Source organism: Sphingopyxis sp., assembly GCF_035944815.1.
GTDB lineage: Bacteria > Pseudomonadota > Alphaproteobacteria > Sphingomonadales > Sphingomonadaceae > Sphingopyxis.
The window spans coordinates 13,892-35,923 of sequence record NZ_DASZAU010000006.1 but is presented as its reverse complement, the minus strand read 5'-3'; the positions used below and the strand labels follow the sequence as shown (position 1 = coordinate 35,923).

Below are 22,032 nucleotides of genomic sequence, written 5' to 3'. Positions count from 1 at the left end.
GGCGGCGATCGTTGCGGCTGGCAAGCTGCAACAAATGGCGGGCCGCTATTCGGGCGGCGTCATGTTCGTCTCGTCCTGCGGCAGCGTCTTGAAGATCGGCCATTCGCGCATATCGCCGCCGCTGCGGCACCGGCGCGACGACAGTTCGCGTTCGCCGCGCAGCACGGTGAGCCCGCCGTAGAAGCTTTCGGGGGTGCTTCCCTCCTCGGTCATCCCGATGCTCGGCGCCGACCAATGGGCATAGACGACATAATTATAGTCGCCGCTGACGAAGCGCAGCGTCTGGTCCTCTGCGCGCGGATAGAGCGTGCGATGATAAAAGACGCGATGGCTCGGCGCGTCGGCGACGATGCGCAGCTCGGTCTTGGCTTTCGTGCCATAGCGATAGACGAGCGCATCGCCCTCTTGCGTGACCGTCAACTGCTTGGTGCCGAAGCTGCACGCGAAAACGGGTTCGGGCGCGGCGGCAAGCACCATCGCGAGCAGCAGGCTCACGGATAGCTGACCGTCTTGGGTACTTCGGGGATCGGGATGAATTCTTCGCTGTCGCCGGGAACGAGCGGGAATTTGCGCTCCTTCCACTCCGCCTTCGCTTCGTTGATGCGATCGCGCGACGAGCTGACGAAATTCCACCAGACATGGCGCGGCGTCGTGAACGCCTCGCCGCCCAGCAGCATCACGCGCGCGTCGCTTGTCGCGCGCAGCGTCATCGCCTGGCCGGGCTTCAATATATAGAGGCTGTAACGTTCGAGCGGCTCGCCATCGAGGGTCGCATCGCCGATCGCGACGAGCACCGCGCGCTCGTCGGCTTCCGCATCGATCGGCAGCGTCGCGCCCGCGTTCATCAATATATCGGCATAAATGGTCGCGCTGTGCTGCGTCGTCGGTGCGGTCACGCCCCACAGGCTGCCCATGACGACGCGCGCCGAGACATTGCCATCCTCGACCAGCGGCAACCTGTCGGCGGGAACATGCTCGAACGCCGGGTCGATCTCTTCTTTCCCGTCAGGAAGCGCGAGCCAGGTCTGCATTCCCGAAATGCCCGAACCCGTGGTGCGCTCGGCCTGCGGCGTGCGCTCCGAATGCACGATACCGCGCCCCGCGGTCATCAAATTGCACGCGCCGGGACGGATCGTCGCATAGGTGCCGAGGCTGTCGCGATGGTCGATCGCGCCTTCGAACAAATAGGTCAGCGTCGACAGGTTGATATGCGGGTGCGGGCGCACGTCCATCCCTTGCCCGATGTCGAAATGCGCGGGGCCGAACTGGTCGACGAAGATGAAGGGCCCGACCATCGTCCGCGCCTTGTTCGGCAAGGTGCGGCGCACGTCGAACGCGCCGATATCGTGGGTCGAGGGCGTGATGACGGTGAACATCAGATTTTCTCCACGTAAATGCCGCCGATATTTTCGACATGCCCGATCGAAAGCAACTGGTTCGCGACGGCGATCCCGTCCCGGCCGACTTCGCACAGGATATTGCCATGAACGAAACCGTGCCCTTCGAACGACGCGCGCTCCATGATCATATAGATGCCGTCGATGCAGATGCTGTCAGGGTCGAGCGGCCATGCACCGGGGTAGAATTTCCACAGCGCCGCCTTCGCGATCATCGCGTCGAGCTGTTGCAATTCGGCCGCATCGACCGGGAAGGATCGTGTCATGACTGCGGCGGGCTGTTTCACCTTCGGACCGTAAGCGCTGGTCTTCGTCACCACCCGCGCCGAGCCGTCCGCCGATCGGCGCAGCGTAACCACAAATTGCGATCCGGCCGTCTGCTGGAGAAACAACCGGATAATTTCGGCATCGTCACCGTTGGCACCCTTTTTCCAGATGGGTGCCTCGCCCATGCGTACGAGGCTCGCGTCGAACCCGGCCAAACCGCCCCAACTGCCATCGAGCGTGCTGAACTCGGGCGGGAACATCTCTCCTGCAAACTTGGCAGGCTCACCAGCTCCGACGCCCGTCGGGCACAGCGCGCAAACCAATGCGGCAGAGAATAATCGCAGTACTCTCCGCCCACTCATTGCCCGCCGAGTCTTTCGAGCGTTTTTCGGGTCTTTTCGGTTTCGACATTGCCCGTGTTGAGGGTCGAGTTCGGCTCTAGCAACAGAACATGGCATTCGCCGTCCAGCGCCTCGGGGCAATGTTCGACGCCGTGCGGGACGATGATGAACTCGCCGGGTTCGACGACCACGTCGCGGTCGCGAAACGCCATCTTCATCCGGCCGACGACGACGAGGAAGAGCTCATCCTCTACCTCATGATGGTGCCAGTCGAACCGGCCTTCGAGCTTGACCAGCTTGACCTGGAAATCATTGATGTCGCCCGCGACGCGCGGGTTCCACGCATCGGGGATTTTCGCAAAGGCTTCGGCTAGGTTGACCTTGTCCATCATCAGCCCTCCCCCGGCGCGGTCGCCTTGATCGCGAGCGCGTGGACACGCTGCCCCGGCAGGTCGCCGAGCGCCTTGTTCACCGCGCGCTGGCGCGCGACGCGATTCTGGCCGGCGAAGCCCGCCCACTCGATATTCAGGCTGAAATGCGACTCGCCGCTGCCGTCGTCGCCCATATGGCCATGATGGCTGGCGCTATCGTTGTTGAGGGTGAAATTCGCGTCGGGAAAAGCTGCGCGAAGCAGGCTTTCCATCTCTTGCTGCACGGGGCCTTTGTTGCTCATGGGCTTGACCATAAGCGCTCCATCGCCAAATTATAAGGCCTCCCAAAGATCAGGTTCCACCCTTCGATTCCGAAAGCCTATCGTGCCGTCTTCTGCCCGCCCCACCCGTTTTCATGGTCGCGTCCCGCGCGAAGAGCGCTGCGCCGCGCCCGGTTGCCGCGAGGCGGGCGAGTTTCGCGCGCCGGTATCGTCGCACCGTTCGCCCGACGGGCCGCCGCCGTACCGCTGGCTGTGCCTCGACCATGTGCGCGAATTCAACGCGGGCTATAATTTCTTCGAAGGGATGAGCGCCGACCAGATCATGGCGGCGCAGTCGCCGACCGCAGGCTGGGAAACCGAAAGCCGCGCCTTCCGTCCCGCGGGCAGCGCCGACCTGCCGCCGCGCTGGGCCGACTTCCGCGATCCGATGGACGCGCTCGGCGCACGCTTTCGCCAGCGGATGGATGCCGCGCGGCGCGAGGCGGCCAACCCCGGGCTGTCGCGCGAAGAGCATGACGCGATGCAGCTGATGGCGCTGCCCGCCGACGCCGACCGCGCGGCGCTGCGGCGGCGCTACAGCGAGCTCGTGCGCAAATATCATCCCGACCGGAATGGCGGCGATCGCAGTTTCGAAGCCCGGCTGGGTGCGGTAGTCGAAGCCTATCAGTTGCTCAGGAAGAGCAAGGCATTCGCATAGGAGATGCACAATGACCGACCTGAACGAAGCGCGGATCGAGGTGGTGCGCCGCCATATGGCGCTCGAGATCACGCACGATTGGGACGGTGTCCTCGCGACCTTCGATCATCCGCGCTACGAGCTGATGGGGCCCGGCACGATCTTCGACGGCGAGACGGCAGTGCGATCCTATTTCGCGACATCGCGCGAACCCTTTCCCGATCAGGCGAACGAAGTGATCGCGATCGCCGCCGACGAGAGCACGAATACGGTGCTCGTCGAATTCTGGCTGACGGGCACGCATCTCGGTCCGCTGAAGCTCGGCCTCCGAACGATCCAACCCACGGGAAAAGCCTTCCGCATTCGTATGGCCGCCAGCTTCGAATTCGCGCCGGGCGGCGACAAGATCGTCTGCGAACGCCCCTATTATGACCAGTCGGCGGTGATGAAGGCGCTCGGCCTCCTTTAGACTATCGCCACGAAAGGCGTTGCAAGCCGCAACCCATGACGATACCGCGACGGCGAAGCGCCGCCGCGCGGCGACTCTCCCCGTTTGCTTGCTGGACTTTGCCATGATCGATATCCCGAACAGCCTTCCCGACCACCACGGCTCGACGCTGCTTGCGGCGCCCGATACCGAGGTCGATGCGCGCGAGATGTTCGGTGTCGATATCGACATGAAGGTGCCGGCGTTCAGCGAGGCCGACGAGCGCGTCCCCGATCTCGACCCGGCTTACGTCTTCGACGGCGACACCACGCTCGCGATCCTCGCGGGCTTCAAATATAACCGCCGCGTGATGGTCCAGGGCTATCACGGCACCGGCAAGTCGACGCATATCGAACAGGTTGCGGCGCGCCTCAAATGGCCGTGCATCCGCGTCAACCTCGACGCGCATATCAGCCGTATCGACCTCGTCGGCCGCGACGCGATCGTGCTGCGTGACGGCCAGCAGGTCACCGAATTTCGCGAAGGCCTGCTCCCCTGGGCGCTGCAGACCCCGACCGCGCTCGTCTTCGACGAATATGACGCGGGCCGCCCCGACGTGATGTTCGTCATCCAGCGCGTGCTCGAGACCGAGGGCAAGCTGACGCTGCTCGACCAGAACCGCGTGATCCGCCCGAACCCGCATTTCCGCCTCTTCTCGACCGCGAACACCGTCGGCCTCGGCGACACGAGCGGGCTCTACCACGGGACGCAGCAGATCAACCAGGGTCAGATGGACCGCTGGAACATCGTCGTCACGCTGAACTATCTGCCCGCAGCGACCGAAAGCGCGATCATTCTCGCGAAGGTGCCGGGCACCGACGACACGACCGTCGCCAATATGGTCAAGGTTGCGGACCTGACGCGGCAGGGCTTCGTGGGCGGCGACATCTCGACCGTGATGTCGCCGCGCACGGTGATCAGCTGGGCGCAGAACACCGCGATTTTCAACAATATCGGCTTCGCCTTCCGCCTCTCGTTCCTCAACAAGTGCGACGAGGCCGAACGGATGATCGTCGCCGAATATTATCAGCGCGTATTCGGCGAAGACCTGCCCGAAAGCGTCGTCGCCCGCTAAGCGGTCATTTCAGCACGGTTGCTGCGTCCACCACCCGGACGTCGTGCATCATGCCCATATAGGCTTCGAAATAGCCCTTGTGCGACGCGCCGACGATCGCGAGCGCGCGCGCGCCGGGGCGAACCGCCATCGCGGCGCGGATATTGGCGACCATGCGCAGGTTCCGCGTTTCCCACCAGCCGGTGTAACGGCGCCCATATTGCTGCGGACTCGTATCGGCGAGCGCGGCGCCGAAATCGGTGTCGAAGGCGAGGCGCATCGTTTCCGGCTGGTTATAGAAGCGATAGAGCGCCATGACGCCCTCGCCGTCGAGTCGGGTCTCGAGCGCCTTTTCCGCCGCGATCCGGTCCTTCAACAATGGCGTGTCCCAGATCCGCTGCAGCGCGGCGCCATAGCCGGGATCCTTGTCGAGCGACGCGGTCACGCCGTCCGCGCTATGATCGTCAGTCGCATAGACGCGCTCGAGCCCGAGCCGCGCCGCCAGCGCCGACCCGATCAGGAAATTCTCGTTGCGCCCCGTCATCGCCTTGTCGAGCACCGCGACGAGCGTCGGATCGAGCCCGTCGCCCGCGCGCCGTTCGTTCGCGGGGAGCCGCAGCCACTGGACCAGCGCCGACGGACGCTCGCCCCCCGCCAGGAACAGCGCCGCGAGGCGGCGGCGATCGGCGGGTGCCGGATCGGTAGGCCAGGCGGCGAGCAGCCTGTCGGCCTCGACCGTCGCCGCAACCATGTCGAGCCCGACGATCTTTTGCGCAGCGCCCGGGTCCCAGCAATAGTCCGCTGCCCCCGGATAGAGCGGCTTGTAACGAACCAGCAACTCGCAATCGGGGCCCGAAAGCCCCTCGATCGTGATGATCGCCGGTTTCCACGCGGCAAGGCGCGCGAGCAGCGGCTCGAGGCTTTCGGGCTTGAAGTCCTTGGGCAGTCCCGACAGGTGCGGCGATCCCAGCACGAGCAATTCGCCCGGCGCCCCCGTGACTCCGTCCTTGAGCCGGCCCGGATCGAAGGCCGGGACATAGGCCCCGGGGGCCGCCATCGTCAGCAGCAACGCGGTGAAAGCCGTCACGAAACCCCTCCCCTGTGAACGCGCCCGGCAAAGGGTGCTGGACAGGAATAGGCGAAGTGTATTATTCGATCAACACTCTTCGCCGGGTCGATTTTCCGGCTTCCCATGACCGCCCCGCTCTGTCAGCGTCGGGATGTGTCAGCTTTTTCAAAGACGAAGCATCGCATGCGAACGAAATCCCTGCTCGCCGCTATCGCCCTTGCCCCGTTGACGGGATGCAGCATCGCCGCGGTCGATTATGGCAAGATCCGCCACGCCGACTATGTCGCCGACCCGCGCTGCACCGCACAGCCCGGCGCAGTCATCGACGGCGAGGCTTTGCCCTATTTCTTCGCGACCAGCCGCCTGCCCGATTGCCGCACGCCCGACATCGAGCTGCTCCGCCATCGTGGCGATCATATCCGCTACGGCCGCTTCAACGCGCCGCGCGAAATCACCGTCGACAAGAAAAAGAAACTGCTCGCCCCGGTCGCCTTCCAGACGTCGGCAGACTGGTGGCGCGCGCTGCAGGCCGAAACCGACCGCAAGCAGGGGCGCGTGCTGCTCTATGTCCACGGCTATCGCGAGAATTTCTCCACGACGTCGAAGGACGCCGCGCAGATCGCGCGCATGACGGGCTTCGACGGCCCGATCATCGAATATAGCTGGCCGTCGCAGGGCAAGCTCTTGAGCTATGTCGTCGACGAGACGAACATGTATCACGACGTCCGCAACTTCCGCGACTTCCTGAAGACGCTCGCCGAACAAGGCTGGGTCAAGGAGATCGTGATCGTCTCGCACTCGCTCGGGGCACGGCTGGTGATCCCGGCGATCTCCTATGTCGACCGGACATCGAGCAGCGCCGACAGCAGCAATATTTCGAACATCATCCTCGCCTCGCCCGACATCGACCGCGAGACGTTCGAGCGCGACATCGAGGATGAGGTGCTGTCGGCGCGGCGCGTCGCGAACAATCGCCGGATCACCGTCTATACGTCGCGCGCCGACAAGGCGCTCGCAGCGTCGCGCGCGATCCACGGCTATCCGCGGCTGGGTTCACCCTATTGCTTCGACCCGTTCGAGGCGGCAGACCTCAAGGCGAAGGCGCTGCCCGAACGCTGCTATCCCGTGTCGCGCCCGGGCCTGACCGTGATCGACACGACCGATGTGTCGCGCGGATCGACCGGGCACAGCAATTTCCTGCGCAGCGGCGTCGTGTGCTGGGACTTCATCGATGTCGTCGCCAACAAGCGCACGCGCCCCGAACGGGTAGCGACCCAGTTCGCCCATGTGTTCCGCCTGCTCCCCGATCCCGTGATACCCAAGAATGGGGACGATGCGATCTGCCAGCGGACGCCCGAGGTCGAAGAACCCCAGTAAGCCGCTAGAATCCGCACATGATCGCGAAATTGGTGAGCCAGACCACCGGCCCTTCGCCGGTCCACAGCCACAGGCCGCCGGCCGCGATCAGGACGAAGAGCGCAAGCGCGATCCAGTCCTGTCGCGCGATCTTCATGCGGGTTGCAGCCGTTTGACCGGCGCGTCGGCGATCGGCAGGTGGACGAGCCCCGCGAACAGCCCGAGCGCGATCGAAAAGCCCCACGCGATATTATAGCTTCCCGTCGCGTCGAAGATCAGCCCGGCGGTATAGGCACCGAAGAAGCTGCCGACCTGATGGCTCAGGAAGACGATGCCATATAGCATCGAGAGGTAGCGTATGCCGAAGATGCGGCCGACGATCCCGCTGGTCAGCGGCACGGTGCCGAGCCACAGGAACCCCATCGCGCCCGCGAAGACGAGCGCGCTCGCATGGCTGAGTGGCAGGAACAGGAACAGCGCGATCACCGCCGATCGCGCGGTGTAGAGCGCCGACAGGACATATTTCTGGCGCAGCAGGTCGCCCGCACGGCCGAAGACATAGGAACCGAGAATGTTGAACAGCCCGACGAGTGCAAGCACCTGCGCGCCGATTTCGATCCCCAGCCCCTTGTCGTCGAGATAGGCGGGCAAATGCGTCGCGATGAAGGCGATGTGGAAACCGCATACGAAGAAGCCCGCGTTGAGCAGCCAGTAACCGCGATGGACCGCGGCTTCGTGCAGCGCTTCGCGCGCCGTTTGTTCTTCGACCTGCAGCGTCCCCGGGGTGTCGGTGCGCCCCGCGACGCCGATCGCGAGCAGCCCGCAGAGCGCGACGAGCCCCGCCATGATCCACAAGGTCTGGTGATAGCCGATGTCGCCGAGCAGCATCGACGCCAGCGGCACGACGAGGAACTGGCCGAGCGAGCCGCCCGCGGTGACGATCCCGAACGCGCTGCTGCGCTTTTCGGGGCTGACGACGCGCCCGACCGCGCCCAATACGACGACAAAAGTCGTCGCCGACTGCGCCATGCCGATCAGCAGGCCAAAGCTGATATGCAGCCCGATCGCATCGGTCGCGAAGGCTGCGCCGACTAGCCCGAGCGCATAGAGCAGCGCCCCGCCGAGCACGACGCGTCCCGCGCCATGCTTGTCGGCGAGCGCTCCGACGAACGGCTGGACGAGCCCGAAGAGCAGGTTCTGGAGCGCCATCGCGAGCCCGAAATCGGACCGGCTGATCCCGATATCGACGCTCATCTGCGGCAAGAACAGGCCGAACGACTGGCGTACCCCCATCGCAAGCGTCACGATGAACGCCGCGCAGGCGATGACGATCCAGGGGCGTTTCATGGGGGAGAGTTGGGGGGAGCTCATGTCGCGGCGATGCGCCTGCCTTCCGTTTCCGTCAAGCGAGCATAGCTATGGTCGCGCCCATTCCCTCTTTCGCCACCCCGGATCAAGTCCGGGGTGACGATTATGGTATGCGTGACGGCATCCTCTTCCTTCGGCACCCAAAGCTGGTTAGAGCCGAGTCGAAATGTCTGCCCAATCTCCCCTCGACGATTTCAAGGCCGCGCTGTCGAGCGTCGCGCGCGCGGTGACGCGCGATGCCGAGGTCGAGGTCGGTTTTACCGCCGATGCGCCCGCGCAGATCGGCAAGGCGATCAAGGTCCCGACGCCATCGCGCACCCTGCCCGCCGACCAGGTCGCCGAAGCGCGCGGCTTTGCCGACAGCTACGCGCTGCGCATGAAGCATCACAGCGAGAAACTGCACGCGGCCGCGCGCCCGTCCGAACCGCTGGCCGCCGCCGCGTTCGACGCGATGGAGCGCGCACGGATCGAGGCATTGGGCGCGCGCCACATGGATGGGATGCGCAGCAACCTCGCCTCCAGCCTCGCGATGCGGATGCGCAGCGACCCGATCAGCCGCGCACAAAGCCGCGACGAGGTCCCGCTGTCGAGCGCGCTCGAACTGATGTTGCGCGAAGCGCTGACCGGCGAACATGCGCCGCAGGGCACCGAGACCGGCCTGTCGCTGGTACGCGAATGGATCAGCAGCGAGGCGGGCGGCGACCTTACCGCCTTGTCGATGCTGCTCGACGATCAGGCCGCCTTTGCCGAGACCGCCAAACTTGCGCTGCGTCACCTCGACCTCATCCATAGCGACGAACCGCTGGAGGAAGGCAGCGAGGACGGCGGCGAACAGGACGAGAGCGAAGCCGAGGAAAGCCAGGAAGAGCAGGAAAGCGAAGACGGCGGCGCGGGCGAGAGCCAAGTCGACGCGCGCGCCGAAATGGCGGGCGACCAGGCCGACGACGGCGACAGCGACCCCGACGCGCAGGAAATGGAAGCCGACGGCGAGCCCGAAATGGGCGGCGAAGGCGACGAGGGCATGCTGCCGGTGCGCCCCAACCGCCTGCCGAGCGACATTCCCGATTTCAACTATCTGCGCTTCACCGAAAAGCATGACGAGATCGTCGCCGCGACCGAGCTCTGCGATGCCGACGAACTCACCCGGCTGCGCGCCTATCTCGACCAGCAGATGACGCACCTGCAAGGCGCGGTCACCAAGCTCGCGAACCGCCTCCAGCGGCGGTTGATGGCGCAGCAGAACCGCGCGTGGGATTTCGACCAGGAGGAAGGCCAGCTCGACGCCGCGCGGCTCGCGCGCGTCATCGTCTCGCCCGGCAGCTCGCTGTCGTACAAGATCGAGCGCGACACCGATTTCCGCGACACCGTCGTCACCCTGCTCATCGACAATAGCGGCTCGATGCGCGGGCGGCCGATCAGCATCGCCGCGATCAGCGCCGACATCCTTGCGCGCACGCTCGAACGCTGCGGCGTGAAGACCGAAATTTTGGGCTTCACGACGCGGACATGGAAGGGCGGACAGAGCCGCGAGGATTGGCTCGCCGCCGGGCGTCCGCCGCATCCCGGCCGCCTCAACGACCTCCGCCACATCATCTACAAGCCCGCCGACGAACCCTATCGCCGCGCGCGCAAGTCGCTCGGGCTGATGATGCGCGAAGGCTTGCTGAAAGAGAATATCGACGGCGAGGCGTTGATGTGGGCGCACCAGCGGATCATCGGCCGCCCCGAGGAACGCCGCATCCTGATGGTCATTTCCGACGGCGCGCCGGTCGACGACTCGACGCTCTCGGTCAACCACGGCGCCTATCTCGACCAGCATCTGCGGCAGGTGATCGAATGGATCGAGAAACGGTCGCCGGTCGAGCTGTGCGCGATCGGCATCGGGCACGACGTCACGCGCTACTACAGCCGCGCGGTGACGATCATGGACGCCGAGCAACTCGGCGGCACGATGGTCGAACAGCTCGCGGGATTGTTCGACATCGATTGATCCTTAATGGGTCGGGGTGACAAGCCCTTTGCCCCTCGTTACAAATCCTTCCCGATGCAGCAGGGACTCGCGGCCTATGACGAGCGCCGCTGCAACGGACATGATGCTGAGGGGTCGCCGGCATGACTTGGGGCCGCACCGATGGGGTGCGAGGCTGAGGGGGCGACTGACATATGAAAAAAGCATCCGACCTGTTCATCGAGTGCCTGGAAGAAGAAGGCGTCGAGTATATTTTCGGCGTTCCGGGTGAAGAGAATCTCGATTTCCTCGACAGCCTGTCGCGGTCGACCAAGATCAAGCTGATCCTGACGCGCCACGAGCAGGGCGCGGGCTTCATGGCTGCGACCTATGGCCGCCACACGGGCAAGACGGGCGTCTGCCTTGCGACGCTTGGCCCGGGCGCGACGAACTTCGTCACCGCGGCCGCCTATGCGCAATTGGGCGGCATGCCGATGATGATGATTACCGGGCAGAAACCGATCAAGAAGTCGAAGCAGGGACGCTTCCAGATCCTCGACGTCGTCGCGATGATGGGACCGATCACCAAATATACGCATCAGATGGCCTCGTCGGACAATATCCCGAGCCGCGTGCGCGAGGCCTTCCGCCTTGCCGAAGAGGAAAAGCCCGGCGCGGTGCATATAGAGCTGCCCGAGGATATCGCCGACGAACATACCGACAGCCTGCCGCTGAAGCGCAGCCACTCGCGCCGGCCGACCGCCGACGTCAAGTCGATCCGCGAAGCGGTGAAGGCGCTCGAGGAGGCGACCTCGCCCGTCCTCGTGATCGGCGCGGGCGCGAACCGCACGATGACGAGCCGCATGCTGCTGCAATTCATCGAAAAGACGGGCATTCCCTTCCTCACGACCCAGCTCGGCAAGGGCGTGATCGACGAGCGGCATCCGAAATTCCTTGGCTGCGCCGCGCTGTCGGCGGGCGACTTCGTCCACCGCGCGGTCGAGGCATCGGACTGCATCGTCAACCTCGGCCACGACGTGATCGAAAAACCGCCCTTCTTCATGCAGCGCGGCGGGCCGACCGTGATCCATGTGTCGACCAAGACCGCCGAGGTCGATCCCGTCTATTTCCCCGACATCGAGGTTATCGGGGATATCGCCAATGCCGTGTGGCAGATGAAGGAGGATATCGTCCCCAACGGCGGGTGGAAATTCGATCACCTGCTCGCCTATCGCAAGGCCGAGGTCGAGCATACCGCGCCGCTCGCGAAGGACGAGCGCTTCCCGATCTTCCCCCCGCACCTCGTCCAGTCGATCCGCGACGCGATGCCCGACGACGGGATCATCTGCCTCGACAATGGCGTGTACAAGATCTGGTTCGCGCGTGGTTATACCGCGTGCAAGCCGAACACGGTGCTGCTCGACAACGCGCTCGCGACGATGGGCGCGGGGCTGCCGAGCGCGATGATGTCGGCGATGGTCTATCCGGGGCGCAAGGTCATGGCTATCTGCGGCGACGGCGGCTTCATGATGAACAGCCAGGAAATGGAGACTGCGGTACGCCTCGGGCTCAACATCACCGTGCTGATTTTGAACGACAACAGCTATGGCATGATCCGCTGGAAACAGGCGAATATGGGCTTTAAGGATTGGGGGCTGACCTATGGCAACCCCGACTTCGTCAAATATGCCGAAAGCTATGGCGCCAAGGGACACCGCGTCGAAAGCGCGGCGCATCTGAAGGAACTCCTCGCGCACACGCTGAGCACGCCCGGCGTCCACTTGATCGACTGCCCGGTCGATTATTCGGAGAATGACCAGATCCTCAATATCGACATCAAGAAGCTGTCGAAGGAGCTGTAATCTTTGGCATCCCTACCCCGGCGAAAGCAGGGGTCCTATATCCCGCACTGGGTCCCGGCTTTCGCCGGGATACGGAGACCGGCCGCATGAAACTCGAAGACGTCTACCCGCTCTATCTCAACAACAAGGCGGTGCAGCCGAACACCGACCTCGAGGTGATCGACAAGTTCACCGGCGAAGTCGCGTTCCGCACCGCGCTCGCGACCCCCGATATCATCGACGAGGCGATCGCCGGCGCCGTCCGCGCCGCCGAGCCGATGGCGAAGCTCGCGAGCTTCGAGAAGCGCGACGTGCTCGCCCATTGCGTGACGCGCTTTCAGGAGCGCTTCGACGAACTCGCCTACGCGCTGTGCGTCGAGGCGGGCAAGCCGATCGCCGACAGCGAAGGCGAGGTCACGCGCCTGATCGATACCTTCCGCATCGCCGCCGAGGAAGCGACCCGCAATTATGGCGAGGTCCAGCCGCTCGACGTGTCGGCGCGCGCCAAAGGCTATATGGGGATGTGGAAGCGCGTACCGATCGGGCCGTGCAGCTTCATCTCGCCGTTCAACTTCCCGCTCAATCTCGCGGCGCACAAGATCGCCCCGGCGATCGCGATCGGCTGTCCGTTTGTGATGAAGCCCGCGTCGCTGACGCCGCTCGGCGCGATCATCATGGGCGAGGTTCTCGCCGAATGCGATATCCTGCCCGAAGGCGCGTTCAGTATCCTGCCCGCAAGCCGCGCGGGCGCCGACCTGTTTACGACAGACGAACGACTGAAACTGCTCAGCTTCACCGGCTCGCCCGGCGTCGGCTGGGACCTGAAGGCGAAGGCGGGCAAGAAGAAGGTCGTGCTCGAACTCGGCGGCAACGCCGCGGTGATCGTCGACAAGGACGCCGACCTCGACCATGCGCTCGCGCGCATCATCTTCGGCGGCTATTACCAGTCGGGGCAAAGCTGCATCCATGTCCAGCGCGCGATCATCCATGCGGATATTTACGACACCTTCCGCGACATGCTGACGGCAAAGGTCAAGACGCTGAAATCGGGCGACCCGAAGCTGCGCGACACCTTCATCGGCCCGATGATTTCGGTCAAGGAGGCGCAGCGCCTCAAAGGCTGGATCGACGATGCGGTCGCCGCGGGCGCGACCTTGCTCGCGGGCGGCGGGTGCGAGGGCAATATGCTCGAGGCGGCGCTGCTCGAAAATGTCCCGCACGATACCGATGTCGTGGTCGAGGAAGCGTTCGGCCCGGTCGTCGTCCTGTCGAAATTCTCAGCTTGGGAAGAAGCGATGGCCGAGGTCAACGACAGCAAGTTCGGGCTGCAGGCGGGCATCTTCACGCGCGACATCCATAAGGTGCTGGACGCGTGGGACCATCTCGACGTCGGCGGCATCGTCGTCAACGACGTCTCCTCCTACCGCGTCGACAACATGCCCTATGGCGGGGTGAAGGACAGCGGGCTCGGCCGCGAAGGCGTGCGCTTCGCGATGGAGGATATGAGCGAAATCCGGAATCTGGTGATCCGCCGCCTCTGACGGCACCGTAACCGAACCGCCGCAAAAGCGTCGCCGAACTGTCGCGGCTTTGAATCGCAGGGTGTAACAATTGTCGTGTCTACGCCGGGGGCAGCTAGAGGCTGCTTTCGGAGTGCGACATGGCATCGATTTCCACCCTGCCGATCCCCGCCCGTTTTCCCGACCCCTTCACCACCGACCCGCATATCCCCGAGCGCGTGATCGGCGAACGGCGCAGCTACCGCGCCGTGTGGGTCAGCGACATCCACCTCGGCACCCGCGGGTGCAACGCCGCGATGCTGATCGACTTTTTCGACCATGTCGATTGCGAGACGCTCTACCTCGTCGGCGACATCATCGATGGCTGGCGTCTGAAGAAGCGCCACTTCTGGCCGCCCGAGCATAATGACGTCGTATGGCGCGTGCTTAAGCGTGCGAAGCGCGGCACGCGCGTCGTCTATGTCCCCGGCAACCATGACGAGATGGTGAAGCCGTTCGACGGCTTCGATTTCGGCGGGGTCGAGATCCGCCGCGAGGCGATCCACGAGACCGCCGACGGCCGCAAATTGCTCGTCGTCCACGGCGACGAATTCGACGCGGTGATGCTCGCCCACCGCTGGCTCGCCTTCGTCGGCGACGCCGCCTACACCGCGCTGATGAAGTGCAATGTGGTCGTGAACCGCATCCGCAGCGCCTTCGGCCTCCCCTATTGGTCGCTATCGATGGTAGCCAAGCACAAGGTCAAGAATGCGGTCCAGTTCATCGGACGGTACGAGGAAGTCGTCGCCCACGCGGCGCGCTCGCGCGGGGTGGATGGTGTCGTGTGCGGCCATATCCACAGCGCCGAGATGCGCGAGATCGAGGGCACCGAATATTACAACGACGGCGACTGGGTGGAGGGCTGCACCGCGCTGGTCGAACATCATGACGGCACGATGGAAATCCTCCACTGGGCCGAGGAAGTCGCGGCGCGCTCGGCGCCGACCAAGCTCGCACTGCCGGCGGCCGCATGAGGATCCTGATCGTCAGCGACGCGTGGGAGCCGCAGGTCAACGGCGTCGTCCGCACGCTGCAAGCGACGATCGGCGAATTGCACGCTGCGGGACACCAGGTCGGCGTCGTTTCACCCGACCTGTTCCGCTCGCTCCCCTGCCCTTCCTACCCGGAAATCCGGCTCGCGCTCGCGGGCTGGCGCAAGGTCGGGCGCCATATCCGCGCCTTTGCCCCGCAGGCGATCCATATCTCGACCGAAGGACCGCTCGGCATGGCCGCGCGGCGCTGGTGCATCCGCAACACATTCCCCTTCACCACCGCCTATCACACGCGCTTTCCCGAATATGTCGCAGCACGCCTGCCGCTCTCGCCCGCCTTTGTGTGGCGCTTCATCCGCTGGTTCCATCGCCCCGCGCGACACATCATGGTCGCGACGCGCAGCCTCGCGCGCGAACTGGCCGATCAGGGCCTGACCCAGACGATGATGTGGGAACGCGGCGTCGATCACGATCTTTTCCATCCCGATCGCGCCCCGCATCCGGCCTATGCGACGCTGGCACGGCCGATCCAGCTTTATGTCGGCCGCGTGGCGGTCGAGAAAAATATCGATGCGTTCCTCGGCCATGACCGGCCGGGGACGAAAGTCGTCGTTGGCGACGGCCCGGCGCTCGCCGACCTCAAGAGCCGGCATCCCGATGTGCTGTTCCTCGGCAAGCTTGGCGGCGAAACGCTGGCCTCCGCTTATGCGGGGGCCGATGTCTTCGTCTTTCCGAGCCGCACCGACACCTTTGGCCTCGTCGTGATCGAAGCGCTGAGCTGCGGCACCCCCGTCGCCGCCTTCCCGGTACCGGGCCCCGGCGACATCGTCACCGACGGCGCCGGCGCGCTCGACGAGGATCTAGGCCAGGCGATAGACGCAGCGCTGGCCTGCGACCGTGCCGATGCGGCCGCACTCGGCGCGCGCTACAGCTGGCCCAGTTGCACCGCGCAGTTCGAAAAGGCCCTGACCTTCGTTCCCGCCCATCCCGTACCCGACGTCAAGCCCGGGATCGCGGGCGTCGTCGCCTAGAAGGTCTTGCGCCACTCCAGCTCGATATAGCGGCCGAGCGGGTCGATATAGCCGGGCTGGTAGTTGAGCGGCACGCTGCCGTTCGCGTCGGTGATCTTGCGCTGCGCGTCGAAGATATTGTCGATCGCGAGACGTACGCGCGATCCCTTCAGGAACGGCAACTTCTCGGTCAGCTTGGGCTTCTGGCCGAGGTCGACGAAAAAGCGCAGGTTGAAGGTCGCAAGATCGCCGAACTTCAGATCGCCTGCGGTCCCGCCCGTCACCGTGCTGCCGCTGTCATATTTCGCACTGAGCCGCACGCCCATGCCCTTGTTGAACAGCCCGCCGTCGAGTTCGAACAGGTGGCGATTGCTGCCGCCGCCGCTGCCCGTCGCCGATCCGTTCAGCAGGTCGAGCTCGGGCACGCCCGGGCGGATCAGCACTTTGTCGGTCAGCTTGATCGTATGATAAAGCGACACCTGCCAGCGCCCGCCTTGCGGACCGCCGAACATGCCGCCGGGACCACCCGGTCCGCGCCCGCCCATGCGCGGACCGCCGCCACCGCCGCGCGGGCGCCCGGCGCCGGGACCACCGCCGCCTTCACGCGCGCCCGCGCCGTCGGGGCGCGCGCCACCGGGGCCGCGCTGTTGTTGCTGGCCAAAGCTCTTGCCGAAATTGAGGCCCCAGCGGATTTGCGAATTTTCGGCTCGATCGAAATTGACCGGCCGCTGGTCGATGCGCGTCAGCACGCCATTGATGTCGCGCTCGACGCGATCCGGAAAGGCCGCCTCGATCTCGGGCGTCAACAGGGGAAAGCTGTTCGTCGTGTCATAGCTTTTGTTGCTGTTGTAATTGATCGAGAGGTTCAGCCCCTCGACCATCGGCGGCGACCAGTTGAGCCCGAGTTTCAGGTCGCGGCGCTGCTCGGCGAGCAGGAAGGGATTGCCGCCCGTCGTCGTCGTGATCTGGACGGTCTGGCCGGTCTGAAGGTCGTAATAGGTCACGCCCTGCGTATCGAGCGGCGCGGCGCCGAGTTGCTGAATGCCGGGGGCGGCCTCATCGCTGTTATAGCTCGCGATCAGCGACAGATTGTCGGTCACGCCCCAGTTGAGGTTCGCGCCCCAGCTTTTGAGCGCGTCAAAATCGCTCGGGTTCTGGACCTGTCCGCTCAGCGTCAGCGAAACGCGGCCGATCTTGCCGACCTCATATTCGGGGTCGAGCAGCGGAATGGTCAGCGACCCGAACACCCCCGGCAAGTCGCGCCCGAGGTCGGTGGTCGTGATATCGCCCGCGCGCGCCGAACGGCTGTCGAAACGCAGGCCCGAATAGCTGCCCGTCATCGACAGACGGATCGGACCCGCCCAGCCTTCGGTGACCGTCCCCGACAGGTTGGCGCTGCCGCCGAAGGTCTGCTGGCTGCTGTCGAAACGGTCGGTCGAAGAGACATTGTCGCTGAAGCGGTCGGTGAAGGTCAGCTGGTCAACATCGGCATAATTGCCCGACAGCGACCAGCGCCAGTCGCCGAGCATGCCGTTGACGCTGGCGGTCGTGGTCAGGTTGCGGCTGCGGCTGTCGCGGGTCAGCGGGTCGGCGGCGTCGCCGTTGCGCGGTCCGAGCCAGGACAGGCTGTCGGTCTGGTCCCAGCGCACGTTGAGCGACGCGTCGGTCGTCTTGTTCAGGCTGCGCTGGACCGTTGCGTCGATCGAATATTCGTCGGATGCGCCGAGCAGACTGCGCGCCGGCGCGCCGGCCGCCAGTGCCTGCCCGGCCTCGTCGGTCGCATAATCGAGGTCGCGCTCGCTTTCGAGCAGCATCGTCTTATGGTCCCAGCCGGCGTTGATGTTGACGCGGCCATTCTTGCCGATCGCAAGGAAGCTCGGCTGGATTTCGCTCTGGAAGCGCCCGCCCTGGGTCGGGATACCGCCCTCGGCCTCGACCGCGACTTGCCGGAAATTGGGTTTGAGCACCATGTTGACGACGCGTTCGTCGGCCGAATAGCCATATTGCAGCGCGACTTCTTCGGGAAAGACTTCGACCTTGGCGATCGCTTCGGGCGGCAGGTTGCGCACCTCGCCGAAGCCGCCGATGCGACGCCCGTTGACGAGGATGATCGGCCGGCCGCCGCCGCGTCCGCGGCCCGAGCGCGTCTGCGGCGCAAGCGCGTCGAGCAGTTCGGACACGTTCGACACGCCATAGCTCGCGATCGCCGCCTCATCGAGTTCGGCCTCGGCCTTGATATCGGTATCGAGCTGACCGGCAAGGCGCGGCGCGGTGACGACGATCTCGTCCTCGCTGTAATCGTCATAGGCGTCCTCGACGGTCTCGGGCGCCGCAACGACGGGTTCGGCGGGCTGTTCGGCCACCGCGGATACCGGCGGCGGCCCGATCGGCGTTTGCGCCATCGCCGGCAGCGCGAACGAGGCGCCAGCCGTCAGCAGGGCGGCACGCACGGAAAGGACGAGGCGGACATCATTCATGGGAGAGCCTTTTTTGTTTCTTTTCTGTCTTCGTTTTTTTCTTCGCATGGCGGGACTTAACGCCCGCTGACGCCGCCCTTTGTTCGCGGTTCATCTATGTCGCAATTGTCGCAACAATGTGTCGCGACTGTCGCAGTTCCTACCAACTTCCCACCAACTGCCGATATCGACCGCTGGACAGCATCGCCCGGCTTCCTTATCGGCCAGCCATGCCGACTCCCGACTCGTCCGCCGCCCCCGAATCGATCCTGATCGTCGACTTCGGATCGCAGGTCACCCAGCTCATCGCCCGCCGCGTCCGCGAAGCCGGCGTCTATAGCGAGATCGTCCCGTTCAGCGCCGCCGAGGCCGCGCTCGAACGGATGCAGCCCAAGGGCGTGATCCTCTCGGGCTCTCCCGCATCGGTCCCCGCCGACGGCAGTCCGCGCGCCCCCCAATCGATCTTCGACAGCGGCCTCCCCATCCTCGGCATCTGCTACGGCCAGCAGGTGATGAGCCAGCAGCTCGGCGGGCAGGTCGAGCCGGGCGGTGCCGACGGCGAGCGCGACGGCGAATTCGGCCGCGCCTTCCTGACCGTCACCGAACCATGCGTGCTGTTCGACGGCCTGTGGGAGGTCGGCGAGCGCCATCAGGTGTGGATGAGCCACGGCGACCGCGTCACTGAGTTCGCCCCCGGCTTCCGCATCGTCGCGATCAGCGACGGCGCCCCCTTCGCGCTGATCGCCGACGACGAGCGCCGCTATTATGGCACGCAGTTCCACCCCGAGGTCGTGCACACACCCGACGGCGCGAAGTTGATCGCGAACTTCGTCCGCCACGTCTGCAGCTGCTCGGGCGACTGGACGATGGCCGAGTTCCGCGCCACGAAAATCGCCGAGATCCGCGCACAGGTCGGCGACCAGCGTGTGCTCTGCGGACTGTCGGGCGGCGTCGACAGCGCGGTCGCCGCGGTGCTGATCCACGAAGCGATCGGCGAACAGCTGACCTGCGTCTTCGTCGACCATGGCCTATTGCGCATGAACGAACGCGAACAGGTCGAGCGCCTGTTCCGCGATCACTACAACATCCCGCTCGTCGTCGTCGACGCCGAGGAGCGTTTCATGAGCGGGCTCGCGGGGGTCACCGACCCCGAAAAGAAGCGCAAGTTCATCGGCGCCGAATTCATCAACGTGTTCGAGGAAGAAGCGAAGAAGATCGGCGGCGCAGACTTCCTCGCGCAGGGCACACTCTATCCCGACGTGATTGAATCGGTCTCGTTCACCGGCGGGCCGAGCGTCACGATCAAGAGCCACCACAATGTCGGCGGCCTTCCCGAGCGGATGAACATGAAGCTCGTTGAACCCTTGCGCGAACTGTTCAAGGACGAGGTCCGCCTGCTCGGCAAGGAACTCGGCCTTCCCGACATCTTCGTCGGCCGCCACCCCTTCCCTGGCCCCGGCCTCGCGATCCGCATCCCGGGCGAGGTCAGCAAGGACCGCTGCGACATCCTCCGCAAGGCCGACGCGGTGTATCTCGATGAGATCCGCAATGCCGGCCTCTACGATGCGATCTGGCAGGCCTTCGCGGTGCTGCTCCCTGTCAAGACCGTCGGCGTGATGGGCGACGGGCGCACCTACGACCATGTCTGCGCGCTCCGCGCCGTCACCTCGACCGACGGCATGACCGCCGACATCTATCCCTTCGACGCCAGCTTCCTCAGCCGTTGCGCAACGCGCATCATCAACGAGGTGCAGGGCATCAACCGCGTGGTGTACGATTATACCTCGAAACCGCCGGGCACGATCGAGTGGGAATGAGGGGTACTGGGGCGTAGCTGAGCGTAGATAAGCGTAGTTCCAAAGCGAGAGACCCGCGGGGCCCAATCTTCCTCATTGTGTGATCGGATTTCCTCCATCTTTGTTGCGAGATCAGCACTCCCACCCGTGGTCGGGCTCTGCGACTATGATTTCACAACCCGCTTGATCGGGCGAGTCGTGCGCTGCCTTACATCGGGCGGCGGCGCGACCCTGGTTCGCCCTTCGATAGAGCTCAGACGGCGCTGAGCGATCCAGCCCTCGACTTCTTCAAGATCCCACACCACGCATCAAGGTGTTAGATTGAAGCGGCGTGGAAACTCGCCACGCTGTTCGAGGGTAAAATGGTGCTGTCTGCCAATGGCACCATGAGCTTGAGTTCATGCCGTCGGATCATCCCCGGCAGACCGGTAAATATCGCTGCGGGCTTCGAACCGCCGGCAGCCTCTCTCGATTCGTCATCTTGGTACGACAGCATCACTATGCGCGCGATGGGTCTTTTTACCATGACTTCCTCCTATGGTGGAGGCCGCGTCATGGCCTTTGGATTCTACAACAATATGCAACGCCAATGGCCGGCTCCGGACAGTCCGCTTTCCGGCGTGTTTCCGGCAAAGGGGACGTTCTGTCGTCGATCCTCTCGGTGTAAGCGAGATGCGCGACCCATGAAATGAAGTCGGCCTATGCCGCATTGTTAATGCAGGAATAGCGATGCGACCTCGAAGGAACTGGAGAGCAAATCAACCTAAAGCCCAAATGCGACTTGTCAGTGTTCGCCGACCTGAATGATCGATTTTGCCATTCCGGCGCCCGACGTTGCGAAGCGCATGGCCTCGGCAAAATCCCCAAAGGAAAACTGCTTGCCGACAGGCGGCACGAGGCTCCCGTCGCCAACCCATGCAAGCAGCTGCTCGAGATGGCGCGCGGCTTGCGCATGCTCGTAAAGGAGGAACTGCCTCACATCCGCCCCGACCAGCGAAGCGCCTTTCATCAGGGCGAGATTGATCGGAAGCTTGGGAATGGGCCCACCGGCAAAGCCGATGACGAGGTGACGCCCGCGCCACGCGAGAGAACGAAAGGCAGCCTCGAACAAGGGGCCCGTCACGGGGTCGAAGATGACGTCGGGCCCTTTGCCGCCGCACGCGGCTTTCAGCCGGTCTCGCCAGCCTTCGGCCTCGGTGTCCAGCGCAGCGGTAGCTCTCAGATCGAGCGCGAAGGCGCGTTTGGCTTCCGACGAGGCGACTGCGATCACTTCGGCGCCGAGCTGCCGCCCCACCTGAATGGCTGCGCTACCGACGCCGCCCGCCGCGCCGAAGACGAGCAGGCGTTCGCCCGGCTGGATCGCGGCGCGGTCGCGAAGCGCATGCAGCGCCGTGATATAGTTGATCCGGAAACCGGCTGCCTGCGCGAAGGTCATAGCATCGGGAATGACCGCGACCATGACCTGCTTGGCGACGACATATTCCGCAAGCCCGCCGCCAAAGGAGTTCGCCATCACGCGGTCACCCGGCTTTATATCCGTAACCTCGGCCCCGACAGCCTCGACGATGCCGGCAATCTCCTGCCCCGGCGTGAACGGAACGGCCGGTTTGACCTGATATCCGCCGAGCGCGACGAGCGCGTCGACATAACCCATCCCGCATAGCATCACCTTGACGAGCACCTCATCCGGTGCGGGGCTGGGGATTGGCGCATCGATCATGCGATAGTCGTCGACGCTGTCGATCTTGTCTGCTTGCACAAGC

21 protein-coding genes are annotated in these 22,032 nt (G+C 64.6%); 10 read left to right on the top strand and 11 right to left on the bottom strand.

Going from position 1 to position 22,032, the window contains the following annotated elements:
• Positions 1-45: 45 nt before the first annotated feature.
• From VGU00_RS09000 to VGU00_RS08980, 5 genes are all read right to left on the bottom strand, one after another.
• Positions 46-495, bottom strand: coding sequence for a hypothetical protein (locus VGU00_RS09000; RefSeq protein ID WP_327467658.1), 450 nt, complete (start codon positions 493-495; stop codon positions 46-48).
• Positions 492-1,376 (bottom strand): pirin family protein, encoded by an 885-nt coding sequence (locus tag VGU00_RS08995; RefSeq protein WP_327467656.1) that lies wholly within the window; start codon positions 1,374-1,376, stop codon positions 492-494. The genes VGU00_RS09000 and VGU00_RS08995 overlap by 4 nt, the downstream gene beginning before the upstream one ends.
• A complete protein-coding gene (locus tag VGU00_RS08990; RefSeq protein ID WP_327467655.1) occupies positions 1,376-1,924 on the bottom strand; it encodes a hypothetical protein in 549 nt (182 codons plus the stop codon). Before VGU00_RS08990 ends, VGU00_RS08995 begins: the two co-directional genes overlap by 1 nt.
• Positions 1,925-2,022: 98 nt before the next feature.
• Positions 2,023-2,397, bottom strand: a complete 375-nt coding sequence (locus VGU00_RS08985) for a cupin domain-containing protein (protein WP_327467653.1) — start codon at positions 2,395-2,397, stop codon at positions 2,023-2,025.
• Positions 2,397-2,678, bottom strand: coding sequence for a BolA family protein (locus VGU00_RS08980; protein WP_414713521.1), 282 nt, complete (start codon positions 2,676-2,678; stop codon positions 2,397-2,399). The genes VGU00_RS08985 and VGU00_RS08980 overlap by 1 nt, the downstream gene beginning before the upstream one ends.
• A gap of 82 nt (positions 2,679-2,760) precedes the next feature.
• On the opposite strand from VGU00_RS08980, the gene VGU00_RS08975 reads away from it, so the two are divergent.
• From VGU00_RS08975 to cobS, 3 genes are all read left to right on the top strand, one after another.
• On the top strand, positions 2,761-3,354 hold the full coding sequence (locus VGU00_RS08975) for a J domain-containing protein (protein ID WP_327467651.1): 594 nt from the start codon (positions 2,761-2,763) through the stop codon (positions 3,352-3,354).
• Positions 3,355-3,364: 10 nt separating this feature from the next.
• Positions 3,365-3,802, top strand: a complete 438-nt coding sequence (locus VGU00_RS08970; RefSeq protein WP_327467649.1) for a nuclear transport factor 2 family protein — start codon at positions 3,365-3,367, stop codon at positions 3,800-3,802.
• A 103-nt stretch (positions 3,803-3,905) separates the two neighbouring features.
• A complete protein-coding gene (cobS, locus tag VGU00_RS08965) occupies positions 3,906-4,895 on the top strand; it encodes a cobaltochelatase subunit CobS (RefSeq protein ID WP_327467647.1) in 990 nt (329 codons plus the stop codon).
• 4 nt (positions 4,896-4,899) lie between these two features.
• Here the strand turns inward: cobS and VGU00_RS08960 are convergent, their stop codons facing one another.
• A complete protein-coding gene (locus VGU00_RS08960; RefSeq protein WP_327467645.1) occupies positions 4,900-5,961 on the bottom strand; it encodes a DUF5694 domain-containing protein in 1,062 nt (353 codons plus the stop codon).
• 165 nt (positions 5,962-6,126) lie between these two features.
• Between VGU00_RS08960 and VGU00_RS08955 the strand changes: the two genes are divergently transcribed.
• Entirely contained in the window at positions 6,127-7,320 is a 1,194-nt protein-coding gene (locus VGU00_RS08955) for an alpha/beta hydrolase (protein ID WP_327467643.1), read from the top strand.
• Positions 7,321-7,324: 4 nt separating this feature from the next.
• Here the strand turns inward: VGU00_RS08955 and VGU00_RS08950 are convergent, their stop codons facing one another.
• Both VGU00_RS08950 and VGU00_RS08945 read right to left on the bottom strand, forming a co-directional pair.
• Positions 7,325-7,456, bottom strand: coding sequence for a hypothetical protein (locus VGU00_RS08950; RefSeq protein WP_327455160.1), 132 nt, complete (start codon positions 7,454-7,456; stop codon positions 7,325-7,327).
• A complete protein-coding gene (locus VGU00_RS08945; protein WP_327467641.1) occupies positions 7,453-8,646 on the bottom strand; it encodes an MFS transporter in 1,194 nt (397 codons plus the stop codon). Before VGU00_RS08945 ends, VGU00_RS08950 begins: the two co-directional genes overlap by 4 nt.
• Before the next feature lie 187 nt (positions 8,647-8,833).
• On the opposite strand from VGU00_RS08945, the gene cobT reads away from it, so the two are divergent.
• The 5 genes from cobT to VGU00_RS08920 all read left to right on the top strand — a co-directional run bounded on the left by cobT (position 8,834) and on the right by VGU00_RS08920 (position 16,038).
• Positions 8,834-10,657 (top strand): cobaltochelatase subunit CobT, encoded by a 1,824-nt coding sequence (cobT, locus tag VGU00_RS08940; RefSeq protein WP_327467639.1) that lies wholly within the window; start codon positions 8,834-8,836, stop codon positions 10,655-10,657.
• Positions 10,658-10,830: 173 nt separating this feature from the next.
• Entirely contained in the window at positions 10,831-12,477 is a 1,647-nt protein-coding gene (locus tag VGU00_RS08935; protein WP_327467637.1) for an acetolactate synthase large subunit, read from the top strand.
• Between the two features lie 86 nt (positions 12,478-12,563).
• The gene (locus tag VGU00_RS08930) at positions 12,564-13,997 is read left to right on the top strand and encodes an aldehyde dehydrogenase family protein (RefSeq protein WP_327467635.1); all 1,434 of its coding nucleotides are present in this window, start codon (positions 12,564-12,566) and stop codon (positions 13,995-13,997) included.
• A 119-nt stretch (positions 13,998-14,116) separates the two neighbouring features.
• Entirely contained in the window at positions 14,117-14,989 is an 873-nt protein-coding gene (locus VGU00_RS08925) for a UDP-2,3-diacylglucosamine diphosphatase (RefSeq protein ID WP_327467633.1), read from the top strand.
• Positions 14,986-16,038, top strand: coding sequence for a glycosyltransferase family 1 protein (locus VGU00_RS08920; RefSeq protein WP_327467631.1), 1,053 nt, complete (start codon positions 14,986-14,988; stop codon positions 16,036-16,038). The genes VGU00_RS08925 and VGU00_RS08920 overlap by 4 nt, the downstream gene beginning before the upstream one ends.
• On the opposite strand, the gene VGU00_RS08915 is transcribed toward VGU00_RS08920, so the two are convergent.
• A complete protein-coding gene (locus VGU00_RS08915; protein WP_327467629.1) occupies positions 16,035-18,494 on the bottom strand; it encodes a TonB-dependent receptor plug domain-containing protein in 2,460 nt (819 codons plus the stop codon). The genes VGU00_RS08920 and VGU00_RS08915 overlap by 4 nt on opposite strands.
• 209 nt (positions 18,495-18,703) lie before the next feature.
• Here VGU00_RS08915 and guaA point away from each other — a divergent pair, with 209 nt between their 5' ends.
• Positions 18,704-20,290 (top strand): glutamine-hydrolyzing GMP synthase, encoded by a 1,587-nt coding sequence (gene guaA / locus VGU00_RS08910; RefSeq protein WP_327467627.1) that lies wholly within the window; start codon positions 18,704-18,706, stop codon positions 20,288-20,290.
• Positions 20,291-20,585: 295 nt separating this feature from the next.
• Here guaA and VGU00_RS08905 read toward each other — a convergent pair whose 3' ends face one another.
• Both VGU00_RS08905 and VGU00_RS08900 read right to left on the bottom strand, forming a co-directional pair.
• A complete protein-coding gene (locus VGU00_RS08905) occupies positions 20,586-20,795 on the bottom strand; it encodes a hypothetical protein (protein WP_327467625.1) in 210 nt (69 codons plus the stop codon).
• A gap of 258 nt (positions 20,796-21,053) precedes the next feature.
• Complete coding sequence (locus VGU00_RS08900; RefSeq protein WP_327467937.1) at positions 21,054-22,028, bottom strand: NADPH:quinone oxidoreductase family protein; 975 nt, start codon at positions 22,026-22,028, stop codon at positions 21,054-21,056.
• Positions 22,029-22,032: the final 4 nt, after the last annotated feature.

Coding starts and splice junctions, on each gene's coding strand:
- VGU00_RS08995 (WP_327467656.1), bottom strand. CDS start 1,376: ATGTTCACCGTCATCACGCCCTCGACCCACGATATCGGCGCGTTCGAC.
- VGU00_RS08990 (WP_327467655.1), bottom strand. CDS start 1,924: ATGTTCCCGCCCGAGTTCAGCACGCTCGATGGCAGTTGGGGCGGTTTG.
- VGU00_RS08985 (WP_327467653.1), bottom strand. CDS start 2,397: ATGATGGACAAGGTCAACCTAGCCGAAGCCTTTGCGAAAATCCCCGAT.
- VGU00_RS08980 (WP_414713521.1), bottom strand. CDS start 2,678: ATGAGCAACAAAGGCCCCGTGCAGCAAGAGATGGAAAGCCTGCTTCGC.
- VGU00_RS08970 (WP_327467649.1), top strand. CDS start 3,365: ATGACCGACCTGAACGAAGCGCGGATCGAGGTGGTGCGCCGCCATATG.
- cobS (WP_327467647.1), top strand. CDS start 3,906: ATGATCGATATCCCGAACAGCCTTCCCGACCACCACGGCTCGACGCTG.
- VGU00_RS08955 (WP_327467643.1), top strand. CDS start 6,127: ATGCGAACGAAATCCCTGCTCGCCGCTATCGCCCTTGCCCCGTTGACG.
- VGU00_RS08950 (WP_327455160.1), bottom strand. CDS start 7,456: ATGAAGATCGCGCGACAGGACTGGATCGCGCTTGCGCTCTTCGTCCTG.
- VGU00_RS08945 (WP_327467641.1), bottom strand. CDS start 8,646: ATGAAACGCCCCTGGATCGTCATCGCCTGCGCGGCGTTCATCGTGACG.
- cobT (WP_327467639.1), top strand. CDS start 8,834: ATGTCTGCCCAATCTCCCCTCGACGATTTCAAGGCCGCGCTGTCGAGC.
- VGU00_RS08935 (WP_327467637.1), top strand. CDS start 10,831: ATGAAAAAAGCATCCGACCTGTTCATCGAGTGCCTGGAAGAAGAAGGC.
- VGU00_RS08930 (WP_327467635.1), top strand. CDS start 12,564: ATGAAACTCGAAGACGTCTACCCGCTCTATCTCAACAACAAGGCGGTG.
- VGU00_RS08925 (WP_327467633.1), top strand. CDS start 14,117: ATGGCATCGATTTCCACCCTGCCGATCCCCGCCCGTTTTCCCGACCCC.
- VGU00_RS08920 (WP_327467631.1), top strand. CDS start 14,986: ATGAGGATCCTGATCGTCAGCGACGCGTGGGAGCCGCAGGTCAACGGC.
- VGU00_RS08915 (WP_327467629.1), bottom strand. CDS start 18,494: ATGAATGATGTCCGCCTCGTCCTTTCCGTGCGTGCCGCCCTGCTGACG.
- guaA (WP_327467627.1), top strand. CDS start 18,704: ATGCCGACTCCCGACTCGTCCGCCGCCCCCGAATCGATCCTGATCGTC.
- VGU00_RS08905 (WP_327467625.1), bottom strand. CDS start 20,795: ATGGTAAAAAGACCCATCGCGCGCATAGTGATGCTGTCGTACCAAGAT.